General features: G+C 60.3%; 14 protein-coding genes. 5 read left to right on the top strand and 9 right to left on the bottom strand.

The window, feature by feature from the left end; genetic code table 11:
• Positions 1-18: 18 nt before the first annotated feature.
• The 7 genes from ACSYTG_RS07725 to ACSYTG_RS07695 form a co-directional block, all read right to left on the bottom strand.
• Entirely contained in the window at positions 19-4,566 is a 4,548-nt protein-coding gene (locus ACSYTG_RS07725) for a coiled-coil domain-containing protein (protein WP_489782866.1), read from the bottom strand.
• A gap of 47 nt (positions 4,567-4,613) precedes the next feature.
• Complete coding sequence (locus ACSYTG_RS07720) at positions 4,614-5,234, bottom strand: DsbA family protein (protein ID WP_165924985.1); 621 nt, start codon at positions 5,232-5,234, stop codon at positions 4,614-4,616.
• 70 nt (positions 5,235-5,304) lie between these two features.
• Positions 5,305-6,252: a hemolysin family protein gene (locus tag ACSYTG_RS07715; RefSeq protein ID WP_086646049.1), complete on the bottom strand. Its 948-nt coding sequence runs from the start codon at positions 6,250-6,252 to the stop codon at positions 5,305-5,307.
• Positions 6,249-6,791, bottom strand: a complete 543-nt coding sequence (gene ybeY / locus ACSYTG_RS07710; RefSeq protein ID WP_086645854.1) for an rRNA maturation RNase YbeY — start codon at positions 6,789-6,791, stop codon at positions 6,249-6,251. Before ybeY ends, ACSYTG_RS07715 begins: the two co-directional genes overlap by 4 nt.
• A complete protein-coding gene (locus ACSYTG_RS07705) occupies positions 6,775-7,872 on the bottom strand; it encodes a PhoH family protein (RefSeq protein ID WP_369823019.1) in 1,098 nt (365 codons plus the stop codon). The genes ybeY and ACSYTG_RS07705 overlap by 17 nt, the downstream gene beginning before the upstream one ends.
• Positions 7,869-9,287, bottom strand: coding sequence for a tRNA (N6-isopentenyl adenosine(37)-C2)-methylthiotransferase MiaB (miaB, locus tag ACSYTG_RS07700; RefSeq protein WP_086645855.1), 1,419 nt, complete (start codon positions 9,285-9,287; stop codon positions 7,869-7,871). The genes ACSYTG_RS07705 and miaB overlap by 4 nt, the downstream gene beginning before the upstream one ends.
• 172 nt (positions 9,288-9,459) lie before the next feature.
• A complete protein-coding gene (locus tag ACSYTG_RS07695; protein ID WP_165924982.1) occupies positions 9,460-10,548 on the bottom strand; it encodes a lysophospholipid acyltransferase family protein in 1,089 nt (362 codons plus the stop codon).
• Between the two features lie 319 nt (positions 10,549-10,867).
• On the opposite strand from ACSYTG_RS07695, the gene ACSYTG_RS07690 reads away from it, so the two are divergent.
• Together ACSYTG_RS07690 and ACSYTG_RS07685 are read left to right on the top strand one after the other, a co-directional pair.
• Positions 10,868-12,733, top strand: coding sequence for an autotransporter assembly complex protein TamA (locus ACSYTG_RS07690; RefSeq protein ID WP_408736151.1), 1,866 nt, complete (start codon positions 10,868-10,870; stop codon positions 12,731-12,733).
• Positions 12,733-16,971 carry a translocation/assembly module TamB domain-containing protein gene (locus ACSYTG_RS07685; RefSeq protein ID WP_489782865.1) on the top strand — a complete coding sequence of 1,413 codons (4,239 nt, stop codon included), beginning with the start codon at positions 12,733-12,735 and terminating at the stop codon, positions 16,969-16,971. The genes ACSYTG_RS07690 and ACSYTG_RS07685 overlap by 1 nt, the downstream gene beginning before the upstream one ends.
• Before the next feature lie 183 nt (positions 16,972-17,154).
• Here the strand turns inward: ACSYTG_RS07685 and ACSYTG_RS07680 are convergent, their stop codons facing one another.
• Both ACSYTG_RS07680 and ACSYTG_RS07675 read right to left on the bottom strand, forming a co-directional pair.
• Positions 17,155-17,844, bottom strand: coding sequence for a class I SAM-dependent methyltransferase (locus tag ACSYTG_RS07680; RefSeq protein WP_489782864.1), 690 nt, complete (start codon positions 17,842-17,844; stop codon positions 17,155-17,157).
• 322 nt (positions 17,845-18,166) lie between these two features.
• The gene (locus tag ACSYTG_RS07675; protein ID WP_489782969.1) at positions 18,167-18,967 is read right to left on the bottom strand and encodes an exodeoxyribonuclease III; all 801 of its coding nucleotides are present in this window, start codon (positions 18,965-18,967) and stop codon (positions 18,167-18,169) included.
• A gap of 116 nt (positions 18,968-19,083) precedes the next feature.
• Between ACSYTG_RS07675 and ACSYTG_RS07670 the strand changes: the two genes are divergently transcribed.
• The 3 genes from ACSYTG_RS07670 to pgsA all read left to right on the top strand — a co-directional run bounded on the left by ACSYTG_RS07670 (position 19,084) and on the right by pgsA (position 23,018).
• Positions 19,084-20,166 carry a dipeptidase gene (locus ACSYTG_RS07670; protein WP_489782863.1) on the top strand — a complete coding sequence of 361 codons (1,083 nt, stop codon included), beginning with the start codon at positions 19,084-19,086 and terminating at the stop codon, positions 20,164-20,166.
• Between the two features lie 247 nt (positions 20,167-20,413).
• Positions 20,414-22,327 (top strand): excinuclease ABC subunit UvrC, encoded by a 1,914-nt coding sequence (uvrC, locus tag ACSYTG_RS07665; RefSeq protein WP_489782862.1) that lies wholly within the window; start codon positions 20,414-20,416, stop codon positions 22,325-22,327.
• Between the two features lie 121 nt (positions 22,328-22,448).
• Entirely contained in the window at positions 22,449-23,018 is a 570-nt protein-coding gene (pgsA, locus tag ACSYTG_RS07660; protein WP_086645862.1) for a CDP-diacylglycerol--glycerol-3-phosphate 3-phosphatidyltransferase, read from the top strand.
• The last annotated feature ends 12 nt before the right edge of the window (positions 23,019-23,030 follow it).

Below are 23,030 nucleotides of genomic sequence, written 5' to 3'. Positions count from 1 at the left end.
GATATGTCAGCTCCCTTTTCAGGATGTGACATCAGTGGGTTCCTTGTCCTTCTGACCGACCATGGAGGCCGCTTTAGCCAGATCAACAGAAAGAACGCGGCTTACTCCGCGTTCCTGCATGGTTACACCAAAAAGCTGGTCCATATGGGCCATGGTGAGCTGGTGGTGTGTCACGACCAGAAAACGCGTACCGGCTTCTGCAACCATGTCGCCCAGCAGGGCGCTAAAGCGGCCCACATTGGCGTCATCCAGTGGGGCATCCACTTCGTCCAGTACGCATATCGGAGCAGGGTTACAGCGGAACACCGCAAAAATCAAGGAAAGCGCGGTTAAAGCTTGTTCACCTCCGGACAGGAGCGAAAGTGTGGCCAGCTTTTTGCCCGGTGGCTGGGCATAGATTTCCAGCCCGGCTTCCAGCGGGTCATCACTCCCGACAAGGCCAAGATGGGCGCGCCCACCGCCAAACATACGGGTAAACAGGGACTGAAAATGCTGGTCCACCTGTGTGAACACCGCCATAAGCCGCTCACGCCCTTCCTTGTTGAGCGAGCCTATGGAGCCGCGCAGGCGGTTTATGGCTTCCTCCAGATCACTCATTTCCGCCCCAAGGGTCTGGGCCTGGGTGGAGGCTTCCTCCGCTTCCAGTTCAGCCCGCAGGTTGACCGGCCCCATATCGTCTCGCTCGCGGGTCAGGCGGGCAATCTTGCGGCGCAGGGAGGTTTCTGCCCCTTCTGTCAGGTCGGAAACGGGTTGTCTGGGCGGGTTAGGGGTTTCTACCAGCAACTGGTCCAGAATGGCCTGAGCCTGTTCGCTCTTGCCTTCCGCCTTCAGCAGGTTTTCACGCGCGGTGGCCAGTTCGCCTTCTGTTTTGCGGCGCAGTTCGTGGGCAGTGGTCAGGGCTGCTTCGGCTTCGGCCCGTAGGCGGTCGGTCTGGGCAAAGTGTTCCTCGGCATCTTCCAGTGCCGCCAATGTGCTGGCTTTTTGCTGCTGTGCCGCCGTGGGGAGTTCGGCCACCTTGTTGTGGTTGGCCCGTGCCGCTTCCAACCGCTGGAGGGCATTTGTGGTGTCTGTCCGGGCAAGGTCCTCACGTGTGCTCCACTCGGCCTGTGCGGTGTTGAGCGTGTTAATCCGGTCTGCCAGCGTGGTGGATTCGGCCTGCAGGGCTGCACGGAGTTCGCGCGCGGCATCAAGCCTGCCCAGCAGGTCGGCCTTCTGGGCGTGCAGGTTGTCCAGTCTGGCCTGTGCATCTTCTGGCACTGCGGCGCAGGCGGCCTCCAGCGCGGTTTGTGCTGCAAGCAGGTTCTGCTGGGTGTCCGTGTGTTCGCTGTGTAGTTCGGCCTGCCGTGGGGCCAGCCCCGCCAGACGGCTGCGCAGGGTAAGGGCCTGCTCGTGCAATGCGCGGCTGGTCTGCGCAGTTGCGGCCATCTGCGTATCGGCCTGCAAGGTGGTCTGGGTTGCAGCCTGTAGGGCCGTGTTGGCGGCGTTCAGCTTTTCCTGCGCTGCGTGCAGGGCATTCTGTGCCTGCTGCATGGACTGGGCAGAGGCCAGTTTATCTTCCATTTCTGCAACGGTTGTGGATTCCGTTGTCAGATTATGGCGCAGGCGTTCAAGCTCGGGGGTGAGCGTTTCCAGCCGCGTTGTGGCGGAGGCATGCTGCTGTTCGGCGCGGGCCAGTTTGTCCCGGGCCGTTTGCAAGGCCGCCTGTGCTTGCTTGAAGGCGGTGTGTGCCTGCTGCTCGGCGGTTTGTGCCGCAGTGTTTCTCTCACGCGTGGTGGCAAGGGCGCGCTGGGTATCCTGTAAGGATGGCAGGCTCTCATGCGCGAGCCGGGCTTTGCTGAGTGTGGCCTCGGCTTCGGCTAGAGCGGCCTGTGCGCGCTCATGCTGGGGGAGTGTGGCATCCAGCCTTGCGCGGTAGGAGGCGTAGCGGCGCTCTGTTTCGGTCTCATGCGCACGGGCCTTCTGGAGTGCTTGTTCCTGCGTGTGGCGGCTGCTGCGCAGTTGCCTGAGCAGGTCCTCATTGGCCTGTACTGCGGCAGCACAGCTTGCAACGCTTGCCTGTATGGCGGGCAGGTCGGCCTGTAACACGCTCAGACGGCTTTGGGTTTCGCGCAGAACACGGCGTTGAGCCAGCCTGCGCGCGGCCGTGCTGGTTCCCCCTGCCTGAGTGTAAAACCCGTCCCACCGCCACAGGTCCCCTGCGGTGGAGACCAGGCATTGCCCCGGAGCCAGCAAGGGCTGAAGTGCTCGCCCATCCGCACCTTCGGGCAGCAGCCCGGTACAAAGCAGAACCCTGTCCAGCTCCGGTGGTGCCGTAATGTGGTTTTTGAGCGGCTGTGCGCCGCCGGGCAGGGCAGGCAGGGATGCAGGCGGGAGGTGCCGCCAGCCTTGGGGGGCATCGGGGGCTGCGGGTGCGTCCAGCCCTTCCGCCAAAGCCGCTGCCAGAGCGTTTTCGTATTCTTCGGGAACGGTAATCTGGGCGGAAACCGGGTTTTCCGCCACAGCACTATCCTGCCCCAGAGCCTGATCCAGCCCTTCGGCCTGAGCCTGCAGGCGGGTCAGCTCGGTCTGGAGTGTGGTCTGCTGGTCCTGAGCTGTTGCGTACTGGGCTTTATGCACACTTAGCGTGTGTTCGGCCTGCTCCAGTTCGGCGCCGGTCTGGGCCAGCGCATTTTCCTGCTGGGTGCGTGCCTGTCGGGCGCTGTCCAGAACCGTGTCAGCAATGGCTTCGGCCCGCACCTTGTCCAGTTCCCGCGTAAGGGTCTGTGCTTCGTGCTGTGCGCGTTGCTGCGTGGTGCTGGCCGTGCGCAGGGCTTCGGCAGCACTGCGCTGGTGTGCTTCGGCTTCCTGCGCAGCGCGGCTGGCCTCGGTAAAGGCGGTGCTGGCAGCGCGGCGTTCGGCCTCGGCTTTTTCCTGCGTTTGCGTGGCCTGTTCCAGCGTGGCGGTTGCCTGCTGGCTGCTGGTTTGGAGCGCATCCAGCACATCGGGGCTGATGAGCGCCTCCAGCGCTTCGGCATGGCGCTTTTCAGCCCCATGCAGCTCAGCCTGCAGGGCTGTCAGGCGTTGTCGGGCCTGTTGCAGGGCTTTTTGTTGCTCGTTTTGAGCAGCCTGCGCAGCCTGTGCATTATTTTTGGCAATGGAGAGGTCAATATTGCATTGCGCACAAAGGCGCTCGGCTTCCTCCTGCGCGGCTTTGGCTGCCTGCTGGGCCTGTGCGGCCTGCTCTGCCTGCTCCTGCGCCATAGCCAGTGCCTGCTCGGAGGGGAGCTGGCTTTCCAGCTCCGCCAGTTCGGCCTGAATGGTGTTGAGTGCAAGAGCAACCCGCTCGTGCCGTGTGCGGGCGTTGTTCAGGCTGTATTCGGCCCGTTCCTTGCCTGCGCGGGCTGCACTGAGCTCGGCTGTCAGGCTGGCAAGGGCCTGTTCGGTTTCGGTCTGCTGGGTGCCCAGTTGCTGTATCTGCTGCTCGGCCTCGGCTGTGCGGGTGGGGAGCGATGTCTGGGCGGCCAGCACCTCGGCCATATCCGCCTTAAGGCGTTCGAGCGTGTCCAGCACGTCCTGCAGGCGGGTTTGTGCGGCCTGTGCATCGGCCTCGTGCTGTTGCAGCAGTTCGGCTGCGGCCTGCGCCTGAGCGGCTGCGCGTTCTTCTTCCTTGACCACGCCCTCTGCCAGAACACGGCAGCGTTCCAGTGCCGTGCGGGCGGCATCGGCTTTTTCGCGCAGCGCGGGGAGGGCTTTGGTGGCTTCAAATTCGGCCAGAACAGCGGTTTCGGCCGCTTCCTCATGCGTCGTCAGGGTTTTGCGGGCCTGCACGGCAGCATTTGCCGCGCGCTCCACGGCCAGTCTGGCCCGTGCGTGCAGGACTGCCAGCAGCTCGGTTTCCGCGTCCCGCAGGGCCGCTGAAATTTCGCGGTAGCGCGTGGCCTCGCGCGACTGTTCGGCCAGACCACTCAGCCGTTCGGTCAACTGCACGCGGCGGTCTTCCGCGCGGGTCAGGTTGCCTTCGGTTGCACGGAGCTTGATCTCGGCTTCGTGCCGGCGGGCATGCAGGCCGGTAATGCCTGCGGCTTCTTCCAGAATACTGCGCCGCTCTTCCGGGCGGGCACCGACCAGCATGGCCACCCGGCCCTGACTGACCATGGCGGAGGAGCGCGCACCAGATGCCAGATCGGCAAACAGGGTCTGTACATCCCTTGCGCGAACGGGGCGGCCGTTAATGCGGTAATCGCTCCCGGCACCGCGTTCTGCCCGGCGGGTAATCTGGAGTTCATCCAGATCGGCAAAGGCTGCGGGGCCAAAGCCCTTTGTGCCTTCCAGCGTTACGGTGACTTCCGCCAGCGAGCGGGCTGGACGCCCGGCTGTGCCTGCAAAAATAAGGTCATCCATTTCCCCCCCACGCAGGGAGCGGGCGGAGGATTCCCCCATAACCCAACGGAGTGCTTCCACTACGTTGGATTTGCCGCATCCGTTAGGGCCAACAACGCCGGTCAGACCGGGGAGCAGCTCCACGGTTATGGGGTCGGCAAAGCTTTTGAACCCCACAATGCGGAGGCGAACAAAACGAACCGTCATACAGATCTGTGTTTTTCTGGTCGGGAGGGCTGACTGTTAAAAAACAGTCAGCTTGCCTTGTTCAGATATTTAACAAAGTCGTCGTAGGAGAGGGCGCTGGACACCTGCTCCTTGTTGTTGAAGCGGAAGGTGGGGGTGGACTCAATGTTGTATTTGTCCTGCGCTTCGCTCTGCTCGGTCATGATGAACTGGAGCAGCTTCTGGTCCGTTACCGCTTTTTCAAACGTTTCGGGTGGCATGCCGGCAAAGGCCGCCATTTTTTGCAGCTCGGCCTTGTGGTCGGCCTCGTTGTTGTACGCCCACCGATCCAGGCTGGAGAGCACGGCCGAGCAGAAGGGCTCATACCGTTCTTCGGGCAGGGAGCGTGCGACCATGGCAGCAAGCGTTGCAAGCTGGTCGGTGGGGAAGTCATGAAAAACGTAACGGATTTTGCCCGTATCGATCAGGTTTTTCTTAACCTGCGGGAAGGTTTCTTCCGCAAAATGCGCGCAGTGGATGCAGGTCAGGGAGAACCATTCCTCCACCACCACCTTGGCGTTGGGGTTGCCCAGCACGCGCGGGGTAAAGCGCGTATCGGCTGCATCGGCCGCAAAAGCCAGCCCGGGGAGTGAACTGGCGGTGAGGGCGGCGCCCGTAGCGACAAGAAAAGAACGACGTGTAAAGGACATGAGGAACCAAGCCTTCCCGATCAATGGACCAAAATGCTGCGAACAGGGATGGCGGCAGAAAGAACTGCCGTCAACCTGTTGTTGCAGGCAGACCTGCCTGAGCCGGTGGATTGGAGGGGTTTTCTCCCTCGCTACCCAGCTTGCGTACCCGCACCCGGCGGATATGCCGTGCATCTGCATCAAGCACGCGGAACAGATAACCGTTTTCGTGCGTCAGCACCTCGCCGCGTGTGGGCACATGCCCGGCCATACGAAAGACAAGGCCGCCAATGGTTTCGATTTCGGCTTCTTTTTCGCTATCGGTCAGAATCGGGCCAATTTTTTGCTCGAACTCTTCCACCGGGCAGCGGGCATCCACGTCATATGACCCATCGGGGCGGGGGGTAATCAGCACCGCCTCGGGTTCGTCATGCTCGTCGGAAATATCGCCCACAATGGTTTCGATCAGGTCTTCAATCGTTACCAGCCCATCAATGCCGCCGTATTCATCAATGACAAGGGCAAGGTGCATGTGGCGCTGGCGCATTTGCAGCAGCAGGTCCAGTACGGGAATTTGCGGGGCAATAAACAGGGGCTGGCGGAGCAGGGGTTCCAGATTGAACGCCTCGCTGGTGCCAACATAGGCAATAAGATCCTTTACGTGGATCATGCCAACAATGTCATCAAGCTGGTCGCGGTACACGGGCATGCGCGAGTGGTTTTCGCGCCGCATCATGGCCAGGGCCTCGTCCAGAGAGATGGAAACCGGCATGGCCACAATATCGGCTCGGGGCACCATTACGTCATCGGCCGAAATATTGCGCAGGCGCAGGATATTGGCGATGAGCGCACGTTCCTGCCGGTCCAGTTCGGGTTTTTCGCCGTCCGGGGCGCTTTCATCCCCTGCTTCGGCGGCCTGCTGCACAAGGGCGGCAATGGAACTGCGTAACCCGCCCGTAGGCTTTTTGCGATGAAAAAACGAAAACAGGCTTCGCCCGGAAGGCTCCGCCCGCTCGGCTGACGTATCGTGTTCGCTCATGACCGGGTCTTCCACGGGTTAGGCACTTTCATGCGGGAAAGCAGGCGGGATTCCAGCATTTCCATTTCCCGTGCTTCGCCTGGGTGGTGGTGGTCATACCCAGCCAGATGCAGGCTGCCATGCACAACCAGATGCGCCAGATGGTGGCTGACTGGCCGCCCAGCCTTACGGGCCTCACGCACAACCGTTTCCAGCGCCAGAATAATATCCCCCCCGCCATAGCCGGGTGGGGGTTCAAAGGTCAGTACGTTGGTGGGTTTATGCTTGCCCCGGTGCCTGCCGTTGAGCAGCCGCACCTCCCGGTCGCTTGCCAGCACAACACTGCCGGGTTCAAGCCCATACTGCGCGCAGGCCGCCAGAGCGCGGCGCACGGTTTTTTCGGGTGCGGGGGCGTAGGAGCGCCAGCGTGCGTCCCGGATAAGCACATCCGGGCCATCCTGCGTCAACTCATCATGAAACCCTGTTGGATACGGGTCCGTATCCACAGGGTCGGCCACGTCCTGCGTCAGGACAGGGCCAAGGCTACTTCGCGGTTCCATTGTTCTCCTGACGGCCCTTGTGGCGGGAGTGCCCTTTTTTATCAGCCGTCGTCGTTTTTGCATCATAAGCTTCAATAATGCGCGCGACCAGCTTGTGTCGCACAACATCAGCCGCTTCAAAACGGCAAATGGTAATTCCCTTGACGTTTTCAAGCGTATCCACCGCATCCTGCAGCCCCGAGGGCGTGTCATGCGGCAGGTCAATCTGGGTCAGATCCCCCGTTACAACCATGCGTGAGCCCGGTCCAAGGCGGGTCAGGAACATCTTCATCTGCGCGATGGTGGTGTTCTGGGCTTCGTCCAGAATAACATATGCGTGCGAGAGCGTGCGCCCGCGCATGAAGGCAAGGGGGGCGACTTCAATCTCACCCGCACTCATGCGGCGCATGACCTGATCACCGGGGAGCATGTCGTGCAGTGCGTCATAGAGAGGGCGGAGGTAGGGGTCGATCTTGTCCTTCATGTCCCCCGGCAGAAAGCCGAGCCGTTCGCCCGCTTCCACCGCAGGGCGGGAGAGAATGATCCGGTCAATGGAGCCTGCCAGCAGGAGGGAGACCGCCTGAGCTACCGCAAGGTAGGTTTTGCCCGTACCTGCAGGGCCAATGCCAAACACAAGCTCCTTGGTGGCAAGGGCGCGCATGTAGCTGGCCTGTCCGGGGGAGCGGGGCTCTATGTTGCCCTGACGCAGCCGGATAACGGGCAGTGTGGGGTCCTGATTGGCAAAGGGCGTTGCCGGAGCAACAGACAGGGGGAGGGTAGGTCTGCTTTCATGTACTCTGGACATGCGTATGGCCGCCTCTACTGCGCTGATGTCTATGGTCTCGCCTGCTGCCAGTTTCTGGTACAGCAGGCTCAGGGTCGTGCGGGCAAGGGATGTGGTTTCTGGCAGACCTCGGATGGAAATGCGGTTGCCGCGTCGCGCAACGTCCACTTCCAGCCCTTCTTCCAGGCAGCGCAGGTGCCTGTCGTGGTCTCCGACCAGTCGGGCAAGCAGCGCGTTGTTTTCAAATTGCAGGGTTACGGGCTGAGCCAGCTCCGCAACCGCGACGGAAGGAGGGGGGGACGTGCGCGTGGTGTTCAAGCGTATACATTCTCCTCTTCCAGAATACCGCCCAGCGAGTTTGTCAGGCGTTCTGTTATGCGGACTGGCACCGTCTGGCCGATCAGGCGGTCAGGGCCGATCACATGGACCGGCTGGAGCCAGGGTGAGCGTCCTGCAATCTGCCCGGGCTTGCGCCCTTTGCCAGTAAACAGGACGGGCACAGTCTTGCCAACCATGGATGCGTTAAACGCATCCTGCTGTTCGCGCAGGAGTTTCTGCAGGGCTTGCAGGCGGGCATCCTTTACGTCCTCGGGCACCTGCAGGGGCGCGCCCGCTGCCGGGGTGCCGGGGCGGGGGGAGTATTTAAAGGAATAGGCCAGCGCAAACCCCACATCGCGCACAAGCTGCATGGTGGCTTCAAAATCCTCATCCGTCTCGCCCGGGTGGCCGATAATAAAGTCGGAGGACAGAGCAAGGTCCGGCTTGGCCGCGCGCAGGCGGTGCACAAGGTCGCGGTATTCATCTGCCGTGTGGCCACGGTTCATGGCGCGCAGAATACGGTCGGAGCCGGATTGTACAGGCAGGTGGAGGAACGGCATGAGCTCTGGTAGGTCGCGGTGGGCTGCGATCAGCGCATCGTTCATGTCCCGCGGGTGGGATGTGGTGTAGCGGATGCGGGACAGACCGGGAATTTCCGCCAGCGCATAAGCCAGGCGGGTCAGGTCCCATACCGTGCCATCAGGGCCTTCGCCGTGATAGGCGTTGACGTTCTGCCCCAGCAGGCTGATCTCGCGCACGCCGCTTTGGGCCATGCGGCGGGCTTCGGCCAGAACGGACTGCACGCTGCGGCTGCTTTCCGCCCCGCGGGTGTAAGGGACCACGCAGAAGGAGCAGAACTTGTCGCACCCTTCCTGAATGGTCAGGAAGGCTGTGTAATTCCCCGGTGTCTGCGGGGCTTCGGCTTCGGGCAGGAAGTCGAATTTCTGTTCGGTGGGGAAGTCGGTTTCGATCACGGCATTCCCCGCACGGGCCGCGCGGGCCACCATTTCTGGCAGGCGGTGGTATGTCTGTGGGCCAAGAACGATGTCCACATATGGTGCGCGGGCCAGAATTTCCTGCCCTTCGGCCTGCGCCACACACCCGGCCACGGCAATAATGGTCTGCTGGCCTTCGGCCTTACGGGCTTCCTTGATCAGCCGCAGGCGGCCGAGTTCGGAAAAAACCTTTTCTGCCGCACGGTCACGGATATGGCAGGTGTTAAGGATGATCATATCTGCCGTATCGGGCGTATCCACCGGCTGGTAGCCCAATGGGCGCAGCACATCCCCCATGCGTGCACTGTCATACACGTTCATCTGGCAGCCCCATGTAATCACATGCAGGGCGCGTGACGGTGCTGTTTGGTCGGGGGTTCGGGTCATAATGGCTGCCACTCCGCTCTGCCGCTGGCCCATTCCATGCGGCGGAAAGAGGACATCAGGCGTGCGGGGGCGCAGGTCAAGCCTCTTTTCTCACGGCTTGGAGGGGCGTGGTCAGGAATGGTGCGTAATAAGAGCCATGCCGTGCCGGACAGAGTGGCCTCCCGCCGTGAACAATATGCCGGCCGATTGGGGGCGGCCGCGCTGGTTATGTCCTCTTTTTCAATGAAGCAAAAAATGAGGCCGTTCTGTCAAGCAGCAGTTTTGTTTTCTTCACATGCGCGGGTAAAAAATTGGCGGGCAGGGATGCCGCATTGAACCGGCCGGGCTGCACACGTGGCTCACGGTTCTGTCGCAGGTCGGCGCAGCCATCGGCTACGGCTTTCCATGCGGCCTGTGCCAGCGCCTTGCGGCTGGGGAACAGGTCAGGGTCCAGTGGTTCGTGCAGCACAACGGTTACGCGTGAACGCTTCCACTGCAAAAGCTGCCAGACATGCGGGCCCAGATCCATATCCCCGTACCATGAGAAAACAGGGCGGCGGAACCGGCTGATCGGCAGGCCCTCCAGCTCGTCATAAACAAGGGAGACAGGCTGTATAAGGGGCACCATGCCGGGCTCGTAGGTTACAGGCAGCAGGCTCTTGTCCATGCCATCCTTGAGCTTGGGCAGTTTGGCAATGGCAAAAAAAGCGGACATGAACGGCAGAACGCGCGACCCATCGGAGGATGTGCCCTCGGGGAAGAGGACCAGATTATCCCCGTTCACCATACGCTGGATCATCTGGTCGCGTTCGCGCCCGGTGGTGCTGCGCTGGCGGCTGACAAAAATGGTGCGGCCAATATGGGAGATAAGCCCCATGACCGGCCATTTTTCAATATCCCCTTTGGCCACAAAAACAGAGGGCAGCAGCGTGCCCAGCACAGGCACATCCAGCCATGACATATGGTTGGAAATATAGATAACAGGCCGCTCACCCCGTTTGCGGGCCTTGATGCCCCCAACCGTGCCCACCCGTTTGCCCACAACGGTAATATGCAGGCCAATAATGCGGCACAGCACACCCCAGATAACCCGCGTCCAGCGGATTTTGGCCGTGCCGGGCACGGGCAGCAGGCAGGCTTCAAACCCGACGGAAAGCGGCACCCATACCAGCAGTCCGGCCAGACGTATGGCCGAGCGGGCCTGCCCCGCACGGCGGAACAGCATATCTACCCATGACGGAAGGGGAGAGATCGGAGCGGTGGCAGGCGTGCCCAGGGGCAGGGACTGCGTAGGTTGGTCAGGCTTGGTGCGCATGGTCCTGCTTCTGCCAGAGGCTGGCCGGTTGGGCCAAGGAGCGGGCAGCAATGTGGAAGAAACACATAAACATGCGTTCTCATACCGCGAAGAGGGGGGAGGGGACAATCCACCGTGTGAGAAGGTTTTTTTTGGCGGAATACCTAATTTTTGTCATGGTATGCTTGTAGGCCGGGAGAAACATGTAAAAATAAGCCCCGATAACGGGCCACATAGCCTACATGCAGCAACAGACAGACAGGACAGAGTGGCCGTTTACAATCGCAACATACTTGGCAGGTTTACTGGCACCGCGAATCGGCTTCTGGCTGGAGCGGCGCTGTGGAGCGTTTTAACATGTGGCGCGCGGGCAGCAGACCCACAGCCCTATGTGACAAACCTCGACCCAACCGGGCAGAGCGATCTGGATACCGCGCTCAAGGCTTCGTCCGACCTGTTAAGCCTGCAATCCACGCGGGCGGTTGGCCCGTTTGCACTGGCCGGGCGCGTGCGCAACGAATATGACCGCCTGCGCGGCGCGCTGGAAAGCTGCGGGTATTACGATGGTACGGTGCATATCATGCTCCGCAATGGCAAACAGGGCATTGCCATGGATGGGATGTCCAACGCCCTGGCATCATGGATTGGGACCGTGCCCGAGCATGACAAGGTGGATATTACCGTTAAGGTTGATAAAGGCCCGCTTTTCCACCTTGGTTCGGTCAAGCTGGTGGAAAGTGCCACTGGCGTTGCCCCGCAACTTACCCCCGAACAGCAAAAAGCGTTTGGCCTGCACACAGGTCAGCCTGCCATAGCCGCAGATGTGCTGGCCGCAGGTGGCCGCCTGATGGATGCTTTGCGTGAGAGCGGGCACGCGCTGGCACAGGTTGACAAGCCCATGGCCTACCTGCGCCCGGGCACCAAAACAGTGGATATTGTGTACCCTGTTGTTCCCGGTCCCATACTGGATATTGGCAGGATCAACCTGGAAGGGCTCAAGCGGGTGCATCAGTCGTTCGTGCGCAGGCGGCTGACCGTGCATGAAGGAGAACTGTACCAGCCATCCCGCATAGAAGCCGCACGGCAGGACCTGACCACCTTGGGTGTTTTTTCCAATGTTACGGTCAGGGATGCCTCCAACAAGGCGGTTAATGGCACCATGCCGCTGGATTTTTCCTTTCAGGAAGGCAAGCGTCACTCCATTGGGGCAGAACTCGGATACTCCACGGACCTTGGCGCCCGCGTAGGGGCCATGTGGACCCACAACAACCTGCTCGGCAATGCCGAGCGCCTGCGCCTGACAGCCCTGATCACCGGCCTTGGCGGGTCTGCCCAGCAGGGGCTGGGGTATGATGTGTATGCAGATTTTTTCAAACCTGACTTTCTGGAAAGCAAACAGAACCTGAATGCCCGCATAGAAGGCCTGAGGCAGCTCTTCTGGTCCTACCGACAGACGGCATTGCTGTTGCGCGGGGGCATAACCCGCCCGCTGGCCAAGAACTGGAACGGTAATTTTGGCCTTGCCGCAGAGCAGGAAAGAATTGAGCAGTTCGGCGTTTCGCGCAGTTATACCATTCTCTCGGCACCGCTTTCGGGCATGTATGACAATACCGGGGTGGGCAACCCCATAGAGCCCGCAACACATGGCGTGCGTGCGAGCATTAACGTGACCCCCTCGGTCTCTCTGGGGAGCAAGGGGGCGGGTACGTCGTTCTTTACAATCATGAATGCAACAGCCTCCACCTACGTGGACCTGCACAAGCTGGGCATAAGCCGCCCGGGGCGGAGTATTCTGGCGTTCCGTGGAACTATTGGCAGTATTCAGGGTGCAGGCACGTGGGACATTCCGCCTGACCAGCGCATGTACGCGGGGGGGAGTGCTACGGTGCGTGGTTATCGCTGGCAGGGCGTTGGGCCGCAATATGGCCACACCAAATATGCCATTGGTGGCACCTCGCTGGATGCGGGAACGGTGGAATACAGGCAGCGCCTGTTCAAGAGCTTTGGGCTGGCCGCTTTTGCGGATGCCGGGCAGGTGGGGAGCAACAGCATGCCCTTTACCGGAACCCTGCGTGTGGGTGCTGGTGGTGGTGTGCGGTATTACACGCCTATTGGTCCGGTCCGGCTGGATGTGGCCGTGCCGCTTAACCGCGCACCACGTGGGGATTCGTGGGACTTGTACATCGGGCTGGGGGAAACATTCTGATGCCAGAAGCCACACCCGCCCCCCCGAGCACACCCACACCTCCCCCCCCGCGCAGCCTGTGGCGGCGCGCAGGCCGTTTTGCGCTGATAACCGCAGGCTCGCTGGCGGGCATTGGCGCGTTGGCGACAACCGTTCTGCTCATAGGTGCCAATACGGGGCCGGGGCGGCGGATGCTGGTGCGCCAGACCGCATCCCTGACCGGGGGCATGGTTACGCTGGATGGGCTGTCTGGCCGTTTTCCCGATAACCTGCGTGTTAAAACGCTGGCGATCCATGACCGGCAGGGAGCCTGGCTAACACTGCATGACGTGCGGTTTGACTGGTCGCCCGTGGCCATGGTGTGGCGGCAGGCCCGCATTTATGTGTTTAGTGCAAGCGTGCTGGATATTCCGCGCCTGCCTGTGTCCGACCCAACTCCACAGCCTGCCCAGCCGACCTCGTCCTCCCCTTCCGCCCTGCGTATGGGGGTGGATATTCGCAAGCTGGAGGTCGGGCAGATTAATGTGGGCGCGCCCCTTGCCGGGCAGGCAGCCAGTTTCCGGGTGAGTGGGCATGGCAAGCTTGCCAATATTGACCCGGTTATTAACGGGCTGAGCCTGCCAAAACTCCCCCGTTCCGACATTGCCATACAGGTTACACGGCTGGACCAGACCGGGCAGATCAGCCTGTCCACGGCAACGGGGAAGGGCAAGCTGGCCTTGCACCTGAATGCGAGCGAAGGCGCGAATGGTGGGTTTGTGGCAACCCAGCTAGGCATGCCGCAACTGGCCCCCATAGCGCTCAAGCTGGATATGCAGGGGCCGGTTACGGCTAATAGTCTGGCGTTTTCGGCCTCCGCCGGAGCAGTAAGCGCGCAGGCACGTGGTACGCTGGACCTGCTTGCGCAGCAAATGGCCCAGCTGGAGGTTTCGGCCCAGTCACCCCAGCTTGCTCTTACGCCCGAGATCGGGTGGCAGGCCGTGCGCCTTGCTGCCCGGCTGAATGGCAAAATGGCGGCTCCCCATGGCACGGCGCAACTGGATGTGGACCAGCTTGCCGCTTCTGGCGTGCAGGTGGGTACTCTGCGTGTCCGCTTTGCGGGGGAAGGCGGTAATGCTGCTGCACTGGCCGAACAACTCCACCTGATGCTCACGGCCGATGGGCTGCGCCTGCCGGGTAAAGCGCCCACATTGCTGGCGGCAGCCCCGCTCAAGCTGGATGTTGTGGCCAAGCCAGCCGTGCCGGGGTTGCCGGTGGTCTTTACCCTTGAACATCCTGTTATTGCCCTGTCGGGTTCTTTGCAGGCAGCAGCACCACAGCGTGGCACACTCAGCCTGAACGTGCCTGACCTGCTCCCCGTGGGGGAGGCTGCAGGCGTGCCTCTGCGCGGGCATGCAAGCCTGAATGCCCAGTTTGACCGCCCCCGCGACCCGCAGGGCGAGACACATCTGGCGACCGACGGCCAACTGGCCATAACGGGCGGGCAGGCGCAGGCTGCCGGGCTTATTGGCCCGGATGGGCATTTGGCCCTTGCCGCAGCCATGCACCCGCTGCCAGCGCAGGCGGGTATGGCTGCCGGGCAGCAGATTGACCTGTCCTCGCTCACTCTGTCGGGGCAGGCGCTGGACGCCAAGGTGCAGGGCCATGTGCAGACTGGCCGCAATGTGGATATAACGGCCAATATCGGCCTGCCCGCGCTGGAAAGACTGGCCCCCACCTTGCGGGGGGATACCAGTATTGCGCTCGCCCTCAAGGGGCCATTGCAGGACTTTGTTGCCACATTGGGGGCAAAGGCCAATCTGGGTACTGCCTCAATGCCCAAGGGAGCGTTGGCGCTGGATGCCTCGGTTGCCCACCTGCCAGTGGCTCCTCAGGGCACACTTGCTCTGGAGGGCACGCTGGACCGCGCGCCCGCGCAACTGGCTGTGGCATTTGGGCAGGCAGCCGATGGCACGCGCCACCTTGACCTGCAAAAACTGGCCTGGAACAGCACCAAAGGGGAAGGCGCGCTTACACTTGCCCCCAAAGAGGTGGTGCCACAGGGGAACCTGGACCTGACAATTGGCCGGCTGGCGGATTACAGCCCTCTGGTTGGCCAGAAAATAGCGGGTTCACTGGCCGCATCGGTCAATACCACCACGGCCGAGGACAAACCGGTTGTGGCCCTCAAGCTCAAAGGGAATGTGCAGACCCCCACATTCAAGGTGGGGTCGATTGCGCTGGCAGGTTCCATAACCGACCCGGTTGCCCACCCCACGCCAGACCTGACCCTGCGCCTTGGCGGGCTGGCTGCCGCCGGGGTAAGCGGGCAGGCGCAGCTGAGTGCTAAAGGGCCGGATACAGGCATGGTGCTGGCCGCGCAGGTGGGGCCAGCTAGCTGGATGAACAGCCCCCTGATGCTGAACACACAGGCTGTGCTGAATCTGCCGGATAAACAGCTTAAACTCCAGAAGCTGAATGCCACGGCAAAGCAGGAAACCCTGCGCCTGCAAGCGCCTGTGCTTGTCTCGTTTGGGGATACGCTGGGAATCGACCGTCTGCGAGCGGTACTGACCACGCCGGGTAGCCAGCCTGCTACGCTGGATGTGGCCGGGCGGATAAAGCCCAGCCTGTCGGTTACGGCGGATATTCGCAATGTAACCCCGGCACTGGCACACCCGTTTATGCCGGACCTGAACGCCACGGGTGTGGTGTCTCTGAACGCCAAACTCTCTGGTGCGCTGGATAAGCCAGAAGGCAAGGTGCAGGTCAGGGGCAGCAACCTGCGTATGGCGGATAGTTCTGCTGCGGCCTCCGTTCCTGCAATGGAGGTGGAGGGTACGGCCACTTTTGCCCGCACGCAGGCGCAGGTGCAGCTTGATGCATCCGCCGGAAGCAAAATGGGCCTACAGGTGCGCGGCAGTGCGCCCCTGTCCAAAACGGGGCCGCTGGATTTGCGGGCCAATGGCAATCTGGACCTGAGCATCGGCAACGGCATACTTGGCGCGCAGGCCCGGCAGGCGCAGGGCAAGGTGCAACTGGCCCTGCAGGTGCGTGGCACGCCGGCCTCTCCCGCCATTATGGGGGCGGTTGACCTGATTAATGCGGATTTTCAGGATTTTGCGCAGGGGTTCCATCTGAGCGCCATTAACGGTCGTGTGGTCGGGGCGCGGGACCGCATTGTTATTCAGACACTCAGCGCAAAAGCAGGGGATGGCACATTGGGTGCAAATGGCTTTGTGGGTGTTGCCATGCCGGGCATGCCCATAGACCTGCATCTGTTTGCCAAGGATGCACGCCCGGTTACGAGTGACCTGCTGACTGCGGTGCTCAATGCCGACATAACCGTGCGCGGGCAGGTACAAACCCGCATGGATGTGAGCGGTGGGGTCGATCTGCGGCGCGTGGAAATCAATATTCCCAATTCGCTCCCGGCCTCTGTTGCGCGTCTGGACATCATACGCCCCGGCGAGGAAAAAAAGCGGGTGGAGGAAGCCATGGCCGCCTCCACGCACCAGTCGGTTATCGGGCTGGACCTTAAGCTGACATCTCCGGGCAAGTTTTTTGTGCGCGGGCACGGGCTGGATGCGGAAATGGCAGGCCGCCTGAATGTAACGGGCACGGCACAGGCCCCCGTTGTAACCGGCGGGTTTGACCTCAAGCGCGGTAATTTTGATCTGGCGGGGATCTCGCTCAACTTCACCAAGGGCCGGGTTGGCTTTAATGGGTCGGGCGTTGGACACAAGCTTGACCCAACGCTTGATTTTGAAGCCGACCGGGCGGTGGAAGGCCAGACAGCCATGCTGAAGGTAGGGGGCTATGCCAGCGCTCCCAAGATCAGCTTTGATTCCATACCCTCCCTGCCGCAGGATCAGGTGCTGGCCATGCTGCTGTTTGGCACGGATGCCCGCTCGCTTTCTTCCACCCAGATGGTGGAGGTGGGCACAGCGCTGGCAACCCTGACCGGGCTGACCACCTTTGACCCCATGGGCACCTTGCGTAAAACCCTGCATCTGGACAGGCTGGCCGTTGGTGGCGGTTCAGGCGTTGGTAATGGTGGTACCAGCGTGGAAGCCGGCAAATATGTCATGAAAGGTGTTTATGTAGGTGCCAAGCAGGCGACCTCTGGCTCCGGCACGCAGGCGCAGGTGCAGGTGGACCTGACAAACCACCTTAAGCTCAACACCACGGTAGGCACGGGTGGCTCCGTAACGGGCTTTACCACGCCCGAAAACGACCCGGGGAGCAGCGTGGGGCTGGTCTGGCAGTATCGTTACTAGGTGGGGAGTATTGTGGCCCATGGGGCCTTTGGCGGGTCTGTATTGGCTGCGCCGGAGTGTTTTCAGGCCGTAAAGTATACGTCACTCACAAGGCGCGCCCCGCAAGGGGGGCTGTTGTGAGTGACGATAGGCTTTTAAGGGCAGCGAGCGAATGTATGCAGTCGCATGGAATAGGCCCGGATCTTAAATGATCTTGACCGCGACGTGCCCTTTTTCTGATGAAAAGCCAATGTATTCGTATTTTATTTTTGTGTCGGCAACAAATTCCTGAAAAGCCTTGAATTCGTTTTCTTTCCATCCGGGGTAGTTAAAATATTCATCGAATACTATTACGGTTCCGGGTTTTATTCTGTCTTTGGTCAGATCCAGCAGGATTTTTGTTGATTCGTACGTGTCACAATCAACGTGCATATAGGCAATGCTGTTGTCTGTCTGTTTTAGAAAAACAGGAATAACGTCATCAAACCAGCCAATATGGAGCTGAACATTAGGGCGCACTTTGGGGGGAGCCTTGTTCATATTGAACGCTCCTTTTGTTTCCATCGTGCCTTTCCAGTCGGTCGGGAGGCCTTCAAAAGAATCGAACCCGTGAACGGTCTGCTGGGTAAGGGAGGCTAAGTAATTGATTGAGGCCCCTTTTTCGACGCCAAATTCAAGTATTAGTCCCTCTTTGTCGGCATGTTGGAAAGTGTATTTTAGCAAAGAGTAACGGTCTTTGGAGACAATGGCGCGACCCATATTATTTAATATGTAATCTACAGTTTCCTTCTTTGCATTTATTTTCAAATCTATCCATAGGTCATTTGAGTAGTATTTATGTAATAATTTTTTATATATATGGCATAGAATGCCTCTATTATCAAAAATAGACATCGTGACCTTTTTTGAGTGAAAGAAGTTGCCTGTTTGTAAAATAATAGTGGCACTTCTGGCATAAAACGACATTACCGCACAATTTAAATTTATGCTTGCCGTGCATGGTTCTCGGTCAGCTTATCGGCCCCTTGTCGCATGTGTTTACTCGCGTGTGTTGCGCTGTTTTTTACGCGTGCATTGCATGCCGCCAAGGTTGGTACAGGCAGACACCCTGCCGGTTTTCCAGAACCGGCAGGCGGCCTTGGTCGGGCGGCGGGCAGGCGCATCGTGCGAGCACTAAGAGGGCATGAATATAATAGCCCCCTGACCCTGCTTTTGTTCAGGGCTGAGGGTGAATGTCCATGACCACAGGCACATGGTCGGAGGGGGATGGCCAGTCTCTGGCCTCTTCCAGTACGGACATGCTGGCCAGTTCCGGCACCAGATCGGGGGTGACCCATATGTGGTCCAGCCTGCGGCCCCGGTTGGACTTGCGCCAGTCCTTGTTACGGTAAGACCACCATGTGTACAGCTTGTCGGTGGGGGGTACAAAGCGGCGCATGGCATCCACAAAGCCGGTCTGCTGCCATTGGGTCAGGCGCTGGATTTCCGGTGGTGTGTGGCTGACAATTTTCAGCAGTTGCTTGTGGCTCCACACATCATGCTCAAGGGGGGCAATGTTCAGGTCGCCTACCAGTACCGTACGGGCTGGTTTTTGCTGAGCAAACCACTGTGTGGCTTCGTCCACAAAGGCAAGTTTGTGGGCAAACTTTGGGTTGGTTTCCGGGTCCGGTTCATCCCCGCCTGCGGGGACGTAAAAATCATGCAGGGTGATGTCCCCCCCCGTTGCATGGACGGTGGCAGCAACATGGCGGCAGTCTTCCTGAGCGTACCATGTTGGCGTGTCCACAACCGGGCTGAGCGGCAGGCGCGAGAGAATGGCCACGCCGTTATACCCCTTCATGCCCTTGTAGTGCAGGTGTTCAAACCCAAGGGCACGCACGCTCTCATGCGGGAAAAGTTCGTCTGTCACCTTTGTTTCCTGCAGGCAGACAACGTCTGGTTGCAAGGCGGTGGTCAGTTTTTCCAGCAGCGGCATACGCAGGCGGAGGGAATTGATGTTCCATGTCACAAGTCGCATGGGCAGGGCATGGCGTATTGTGTGGGGGAGGGCAAGCAAAAAGACAGGCACCTCCATGCACACAGGGGTGGGAGGAGTCTTGCAATTTCTGGCAACCGCACCATGATATTAGAAGCATGGATACCCAACGCCCCCAGCCAGCCCCCCCGCAGGACGCCGTAGCCCTGCACCGCGCCCTCCTGACACTCGATAGCCATATCGACATTCCATGGCCTGACCGGGCCGATGCGTTTGAGGACACCCCCCAGCGCAAGGTGGATCTGCCCAAAATGCAGCGTGGCGGCATGTCGGCAGGCTGCTTTGTGGCCTATACGGCACAGGGGCCGGTTACAGCGCAGGCGCACGCACAGGTGCAGCAGGAATGTCTGGCCATGCTGGACGCCATCAACACCATGCAGGGCACCCATAATGGGGTTACGGCCCGGGTATGCTCCCGCGTGGCTGATATTCGGGCAGCTCACGCCCAAGATGTGATCGCGGTTATTCCCGCCGTGGAAAATGGTTATGGCATGGGCGAGGACCCGGCTCTGCTTGGCGCATTTGCCCAGCGCGGCGCGCGCTACGTTACCCTAACCCATAACGGGCATAACGCTCTGGCGGATGCGGCCATCCACCGCCCCAGTTTGGGGGATACGCCGCAAAAACACGGTGGGCTTTCCACCCTTGGGCGTGAGGCCGTGCGGGAGATGAACAGGCTTGGCCTGCTGGTGGATGTGTCCCACGCCTCCAGGCAGACCATGTTGCAGGCTGTTGCGGCTTCGGCCACACCGGTTGTTGCCAGCCATTCCTGCGTGCGCACATTGTGCGATCATCCGCGCAACCTGGATGATGAACAGCTTGATGCACTCGGGGCTAGCGGCGGGCTGATCCAGATAACCGCCATGCCGGCCTTCCTCAAACCCAAACCGGAGGAGGGGCGGCGTTCTGCTGGTGTTGCTGACCTTGTGGACCATATTGACTATGTGGTGCGCAGGCTCGGCCCCGCTTATGTCGGGATTTCCTCCGATTTTGATGGCGGCGGCGCACTGGCGGACTGGCAGGATGCAACGCAGGGTGCCAATATTACCGCCGAGCTGCTGCGCCGGGGGTATGACCGAAGCGAGATCGCAGCCTTCTGGGGTGAGAATTTTTTGCGGCTGCTGGAAAAGGCGGAGCAGGTGGCAGAACAAAGCGGGACTACAGCCCACGCTGCGGACTGAAAATTTTGTCCACTATTCCTCTTGACACGCCCTATTTTCAACAAAGAGTTCAAAAAAGCAAAGATGGGTTAAGGGTGCTCAGGAGTAAAATCCTTTTAAATCAATGGCATGATGTGTTTGATTAAAAAATATGCAATCCGTTGGAAGGGCTGAAAATCTGCGGTTTGCACCCTTTCCGCCCCCCATCGTCCACAGACTTATCCACAAAAACGGTGGATGAAATTGATCGCCCCCCAAAGAGCGCCAGATGACTGCACAAAATTCGCCACAGGATAACGCGGAGGCCCAGACCAACGCCCAGCCTGACCTTCCGGCCAAGGGGGTGGAGGTCATACGCCATGCCCTGCGCACCATGCCCTTTGCCCCTGGCGTTTACCGCATGCTCGGGAGCAGGGGGGAGGTGCTGTATGTGGGCAAGGCACTCTCGCTCAAAAAACGTGTCACGTCCTATACGCAGGTTGGCCGTCTGCCCGAACGCCTGCGGCGCATGGTGTCGGAAACGGCTTCCATGGAGATCGTGACAACCCATACCGAGGCCGAAGCCCTGCTGCTGGAGGCCAATTACATCAAGCGGATGAAGCCCCGCTTCAATATCCTCCTGCGTGATGACAAGAGCTACCCGTGGCTGATGCTGACCGATGGGCAGGCCTTCCCCCAGATTGCCAAGCATCGGGGCAAGGCGGTCAAGGGGGCCAGCCTGTGGGGGCCTTTTGCTTCCGCATGGGCGGTCAACCAGACGCTGAACCTGATCCAGCGGGTGTTTTTGCTGCGCTCTTGTGCAGATTCCGTTTTTAACAGCCGCAGCAGGCCGTGCCTCCTGTTCCAGATCAAACGCTGCTCCGCTCCGTGCGTGGAGCGCATAGACCAGCAGGCTTACGGGCAACTGGTGGAACAGGCGCGGGATTTTCTGTCCGGCAAGGACACCGCATTGCGTGAGACACTGGGCGCGGACATGAACCGTGCGGCGGAGGAGATGGATTTTGAGCGCGCGGCCGTACTGCGCGACCGTATTCGCGCGCTGGCGCAAATGCAGGAGTCTAGCGTGATCAACCCCGCGTCCTTGCAGGATGCGGACGTGTTCGGGCTATGGCAGGAGGCCGGGCAGACCTGCATTCAGGTCTTTTTTGTGCGTGGCGGGCGCAACAATGGCAGCCGCTCGTTTTTTCCGGCCCATGCGCAGGATGAGGCCCCGGCTGATATTCTTTCCGCTTTTATCGTCCAGTTTTATGACGACAAACCTTGCCCGGCGCAGATTCTGGTCAACCATGCTCTGGCGGAAAGCCCGCTCATGGCCGAGGCTCTTGCCCTGCGGCGCGGCAAAAAGGTGGAGATTCTCAACCCGCAACGCGGTGAGAAAAAACAGGTGGTCGATCACGCCGTAACCAACGCGCGGGATGCGCTCAACCGCAGGCTGGCCGAAACAGCAGGGCAGGCCAAGCTGCTTCAGGGTGTTGCGGATGTGTTTGCGCTGGATGCCCCGCCTGAGCGCATAGAGGTGTATGACAACAGCCATATTCAGGGCGCGCATGCTTATGGGGTGATGATTGTGGGCGGCCCGGAAGGGTTTAACCGCAAGGCGTACCGCAAATTCCGCATTAAAGGCCCCATCACACCGGGGGATGACTTTGCCATGATGCGTGAAGTGTTGGAGCGCCGCTTTGGCCGTGCCCTGCGGGAAGCGGAGGATGGAGATACCTCCAACTGGCCCGATGTGCTGCTGATAGATGGTGGCGCAGGCCAGTATTCCGCCGTGCGGGCCGTGCTGGATGAGCTGGGTGTAACAGGCGTCAAGCTCGTGGGGATTGCCAAAGGGCCGGACCGGGATGCAGGGCGGGAGTGGTTTTATACCGACCATACGGAGCCTTTCCAGCTCCCCCTGCGCGACCCGGTTCTGTATTACCTGCAAAGGCTGCGGGATGAGGCGCACCGCTTTGCCATTACCACGCATCGCTCGGGGCGCTCCAAGGCACTTGTGACATCTGAGCTGGATGACATTCCCGGCATTGGCCCTGCGCGCAAAAAAATGCTGCTCAACACCTTTGGCTCGGCCCGGGCGGTCAAGCAGGCGGGGCTGGAGGCACTGGAGGCGGCTCCGGGGGTGAGCCGGGAGCTGGCACGGGTGGTTTACGGGCATTTTCACCCCGGTTGGTCACCAGACTAAACGGGGTAAGCACTTTTTTGCGTGCCGATGGCAGCCCTGCAACCAAATTGTGGATGGGTGACGACTTTGCGATAGGTCAAACCATTCCAGTTTGGTGGAAAATGCGCTAGCATGCATCGCAATGCTGACAGACCTGCCCAACGTCCTGACACTTTCGCGCATTGTGGCCATTCCCATCGTGGTTGGATTTGCCGCATGGGGAACGCCGCAGGCGGACGCGTTGGCCTGTCTGCTGTTCATACTGGCCGGTATTACCGATTATTTTGATGGCAAGCTGGCGCGCTCGCGGCATCAGCTATCCGATTTCGGGCGTATGTTTGATTCCATAGCAGACAAACTGCTGGTAGGGGCCTGCCTTATGGTGCTGGCGGGCTTTTTGCGCCTGCCATACCTCAGCCTGTGGCCTGCCATTATCATTCTGTGCCGTGAAATTCTGGTATCTGGCATGCGTGAGTATCTGGCCGAGCGGCGCGCCAGCCTGCCCGTAACCCGGCTGGCAAAATGGAAAACCGGATTCCAGATGACCGCCATAGGCTTTTTGCTGGCGGGGGATGGAACGGGCGCGCTGCTGGGTATTCCCTGGCTGCCCGTTGCCCTGATTGGCGCGATACTGCTCTGGATTGCCGGTGTGCTCACAATGATTACCGGCTGGGATTATCTGACCAAGGGTTTGCAGCACGTCGATCTGTAGTAGCCTTTGCGC

Source organism: Acetobacter sp. ESL1128 (assembly GCF_058505085.1).
The sequence above is the reverse complement of the archived record's forward strand: the minus strand, read 5'-3'. Positions and strand labels throughout refer to the sequence as shown.

Bases quoted from the DNA above. Each gene is read 5' to 3' on its own strand.
- uvrC (WP_489782862.1), top strand. From the start codon at position 20,414: ATGACTGCACAAAATTCGCCACAGGATAACGCGGAGGCCCAGACCAAC.
- ACSYTG_RS07720 (WP_165924985.1), bottom strand. From the start codon at position 5,234: ATGTCCTTTACACGTCGTTCTTTTCTTGTCGCTACGGGCGCCGCCCTC.
- ACSYTG_RS07695 (WP_165924982.1), bottom strand. From the start codon at position 10,548: ATGCGCACCAAGCCTGACCAACCTACGCAGTCCCTGCCCCTGGGCACG.
- miaB (WP_086645855.1), bottom strand. From the start codon at position 9,287: ATGGGCCAGCGGCAGAGCGGAGTGGCAGCCATTATGACCCGAACCCCC.
- ACSYTG_RS07725 (WP_489782866.1), bottom strand. From the start codon at position 4,566: ATGACGGTTCGTTTTGTTCGCCTCCGCATTGTGGGGTTCAAAAGCTTT.
- ACSYTG_RS07685 (WP_489782865.1), top strand. From the start codon at position 12,733: ATGCCAGAAGCCACACCCGCCCCCCCGAGCACACCCACACCTCCCCCC.
- ACSYTG_RS07670 (WP_489782863.1), top strand. From the start codon at position 19,084: ATGGATACCCAACGCCCCCAGCCAGCCCCCCCGCAGGACGCCGTAGCC.
- ybeY (WP_086645854.1), bottom strand. From the start codon at position 6,791: ATGGAACCGCGAAGTAGCCTTGGCCCTGTCCTGACGCAGGACGTGGCC.
- ACSYTG_RS07675 (WP_489782969.1), bottom strand. From the start codon at position 18,967: ATGCGACTTGTGACATGGAACATCAATTCCCTCCGCCTGCGTATGCCG.
- pgsA (WP_086645862.1), top strand. From the start codon at position 22,449: ATGCTGACAGACCTGCCCAACGTCCTGACACTTTCGCGCATTGTGGCC.
- ACSYTG_RS07715 (WP_086646049.1), bottom strand. From the start codon at position 6,252: ATGAGCGAACACGATACGTCAGCCGAGCGGGCGGAGCCTTCCGGGCGA.
- ACSYTG_RS07680 (WP_489782864.1), bottom strand. From the start codon at position 17,844: ATGTCTATTTTTGATAATAGAGGCATTCTATGCCATATATATAAAAAA.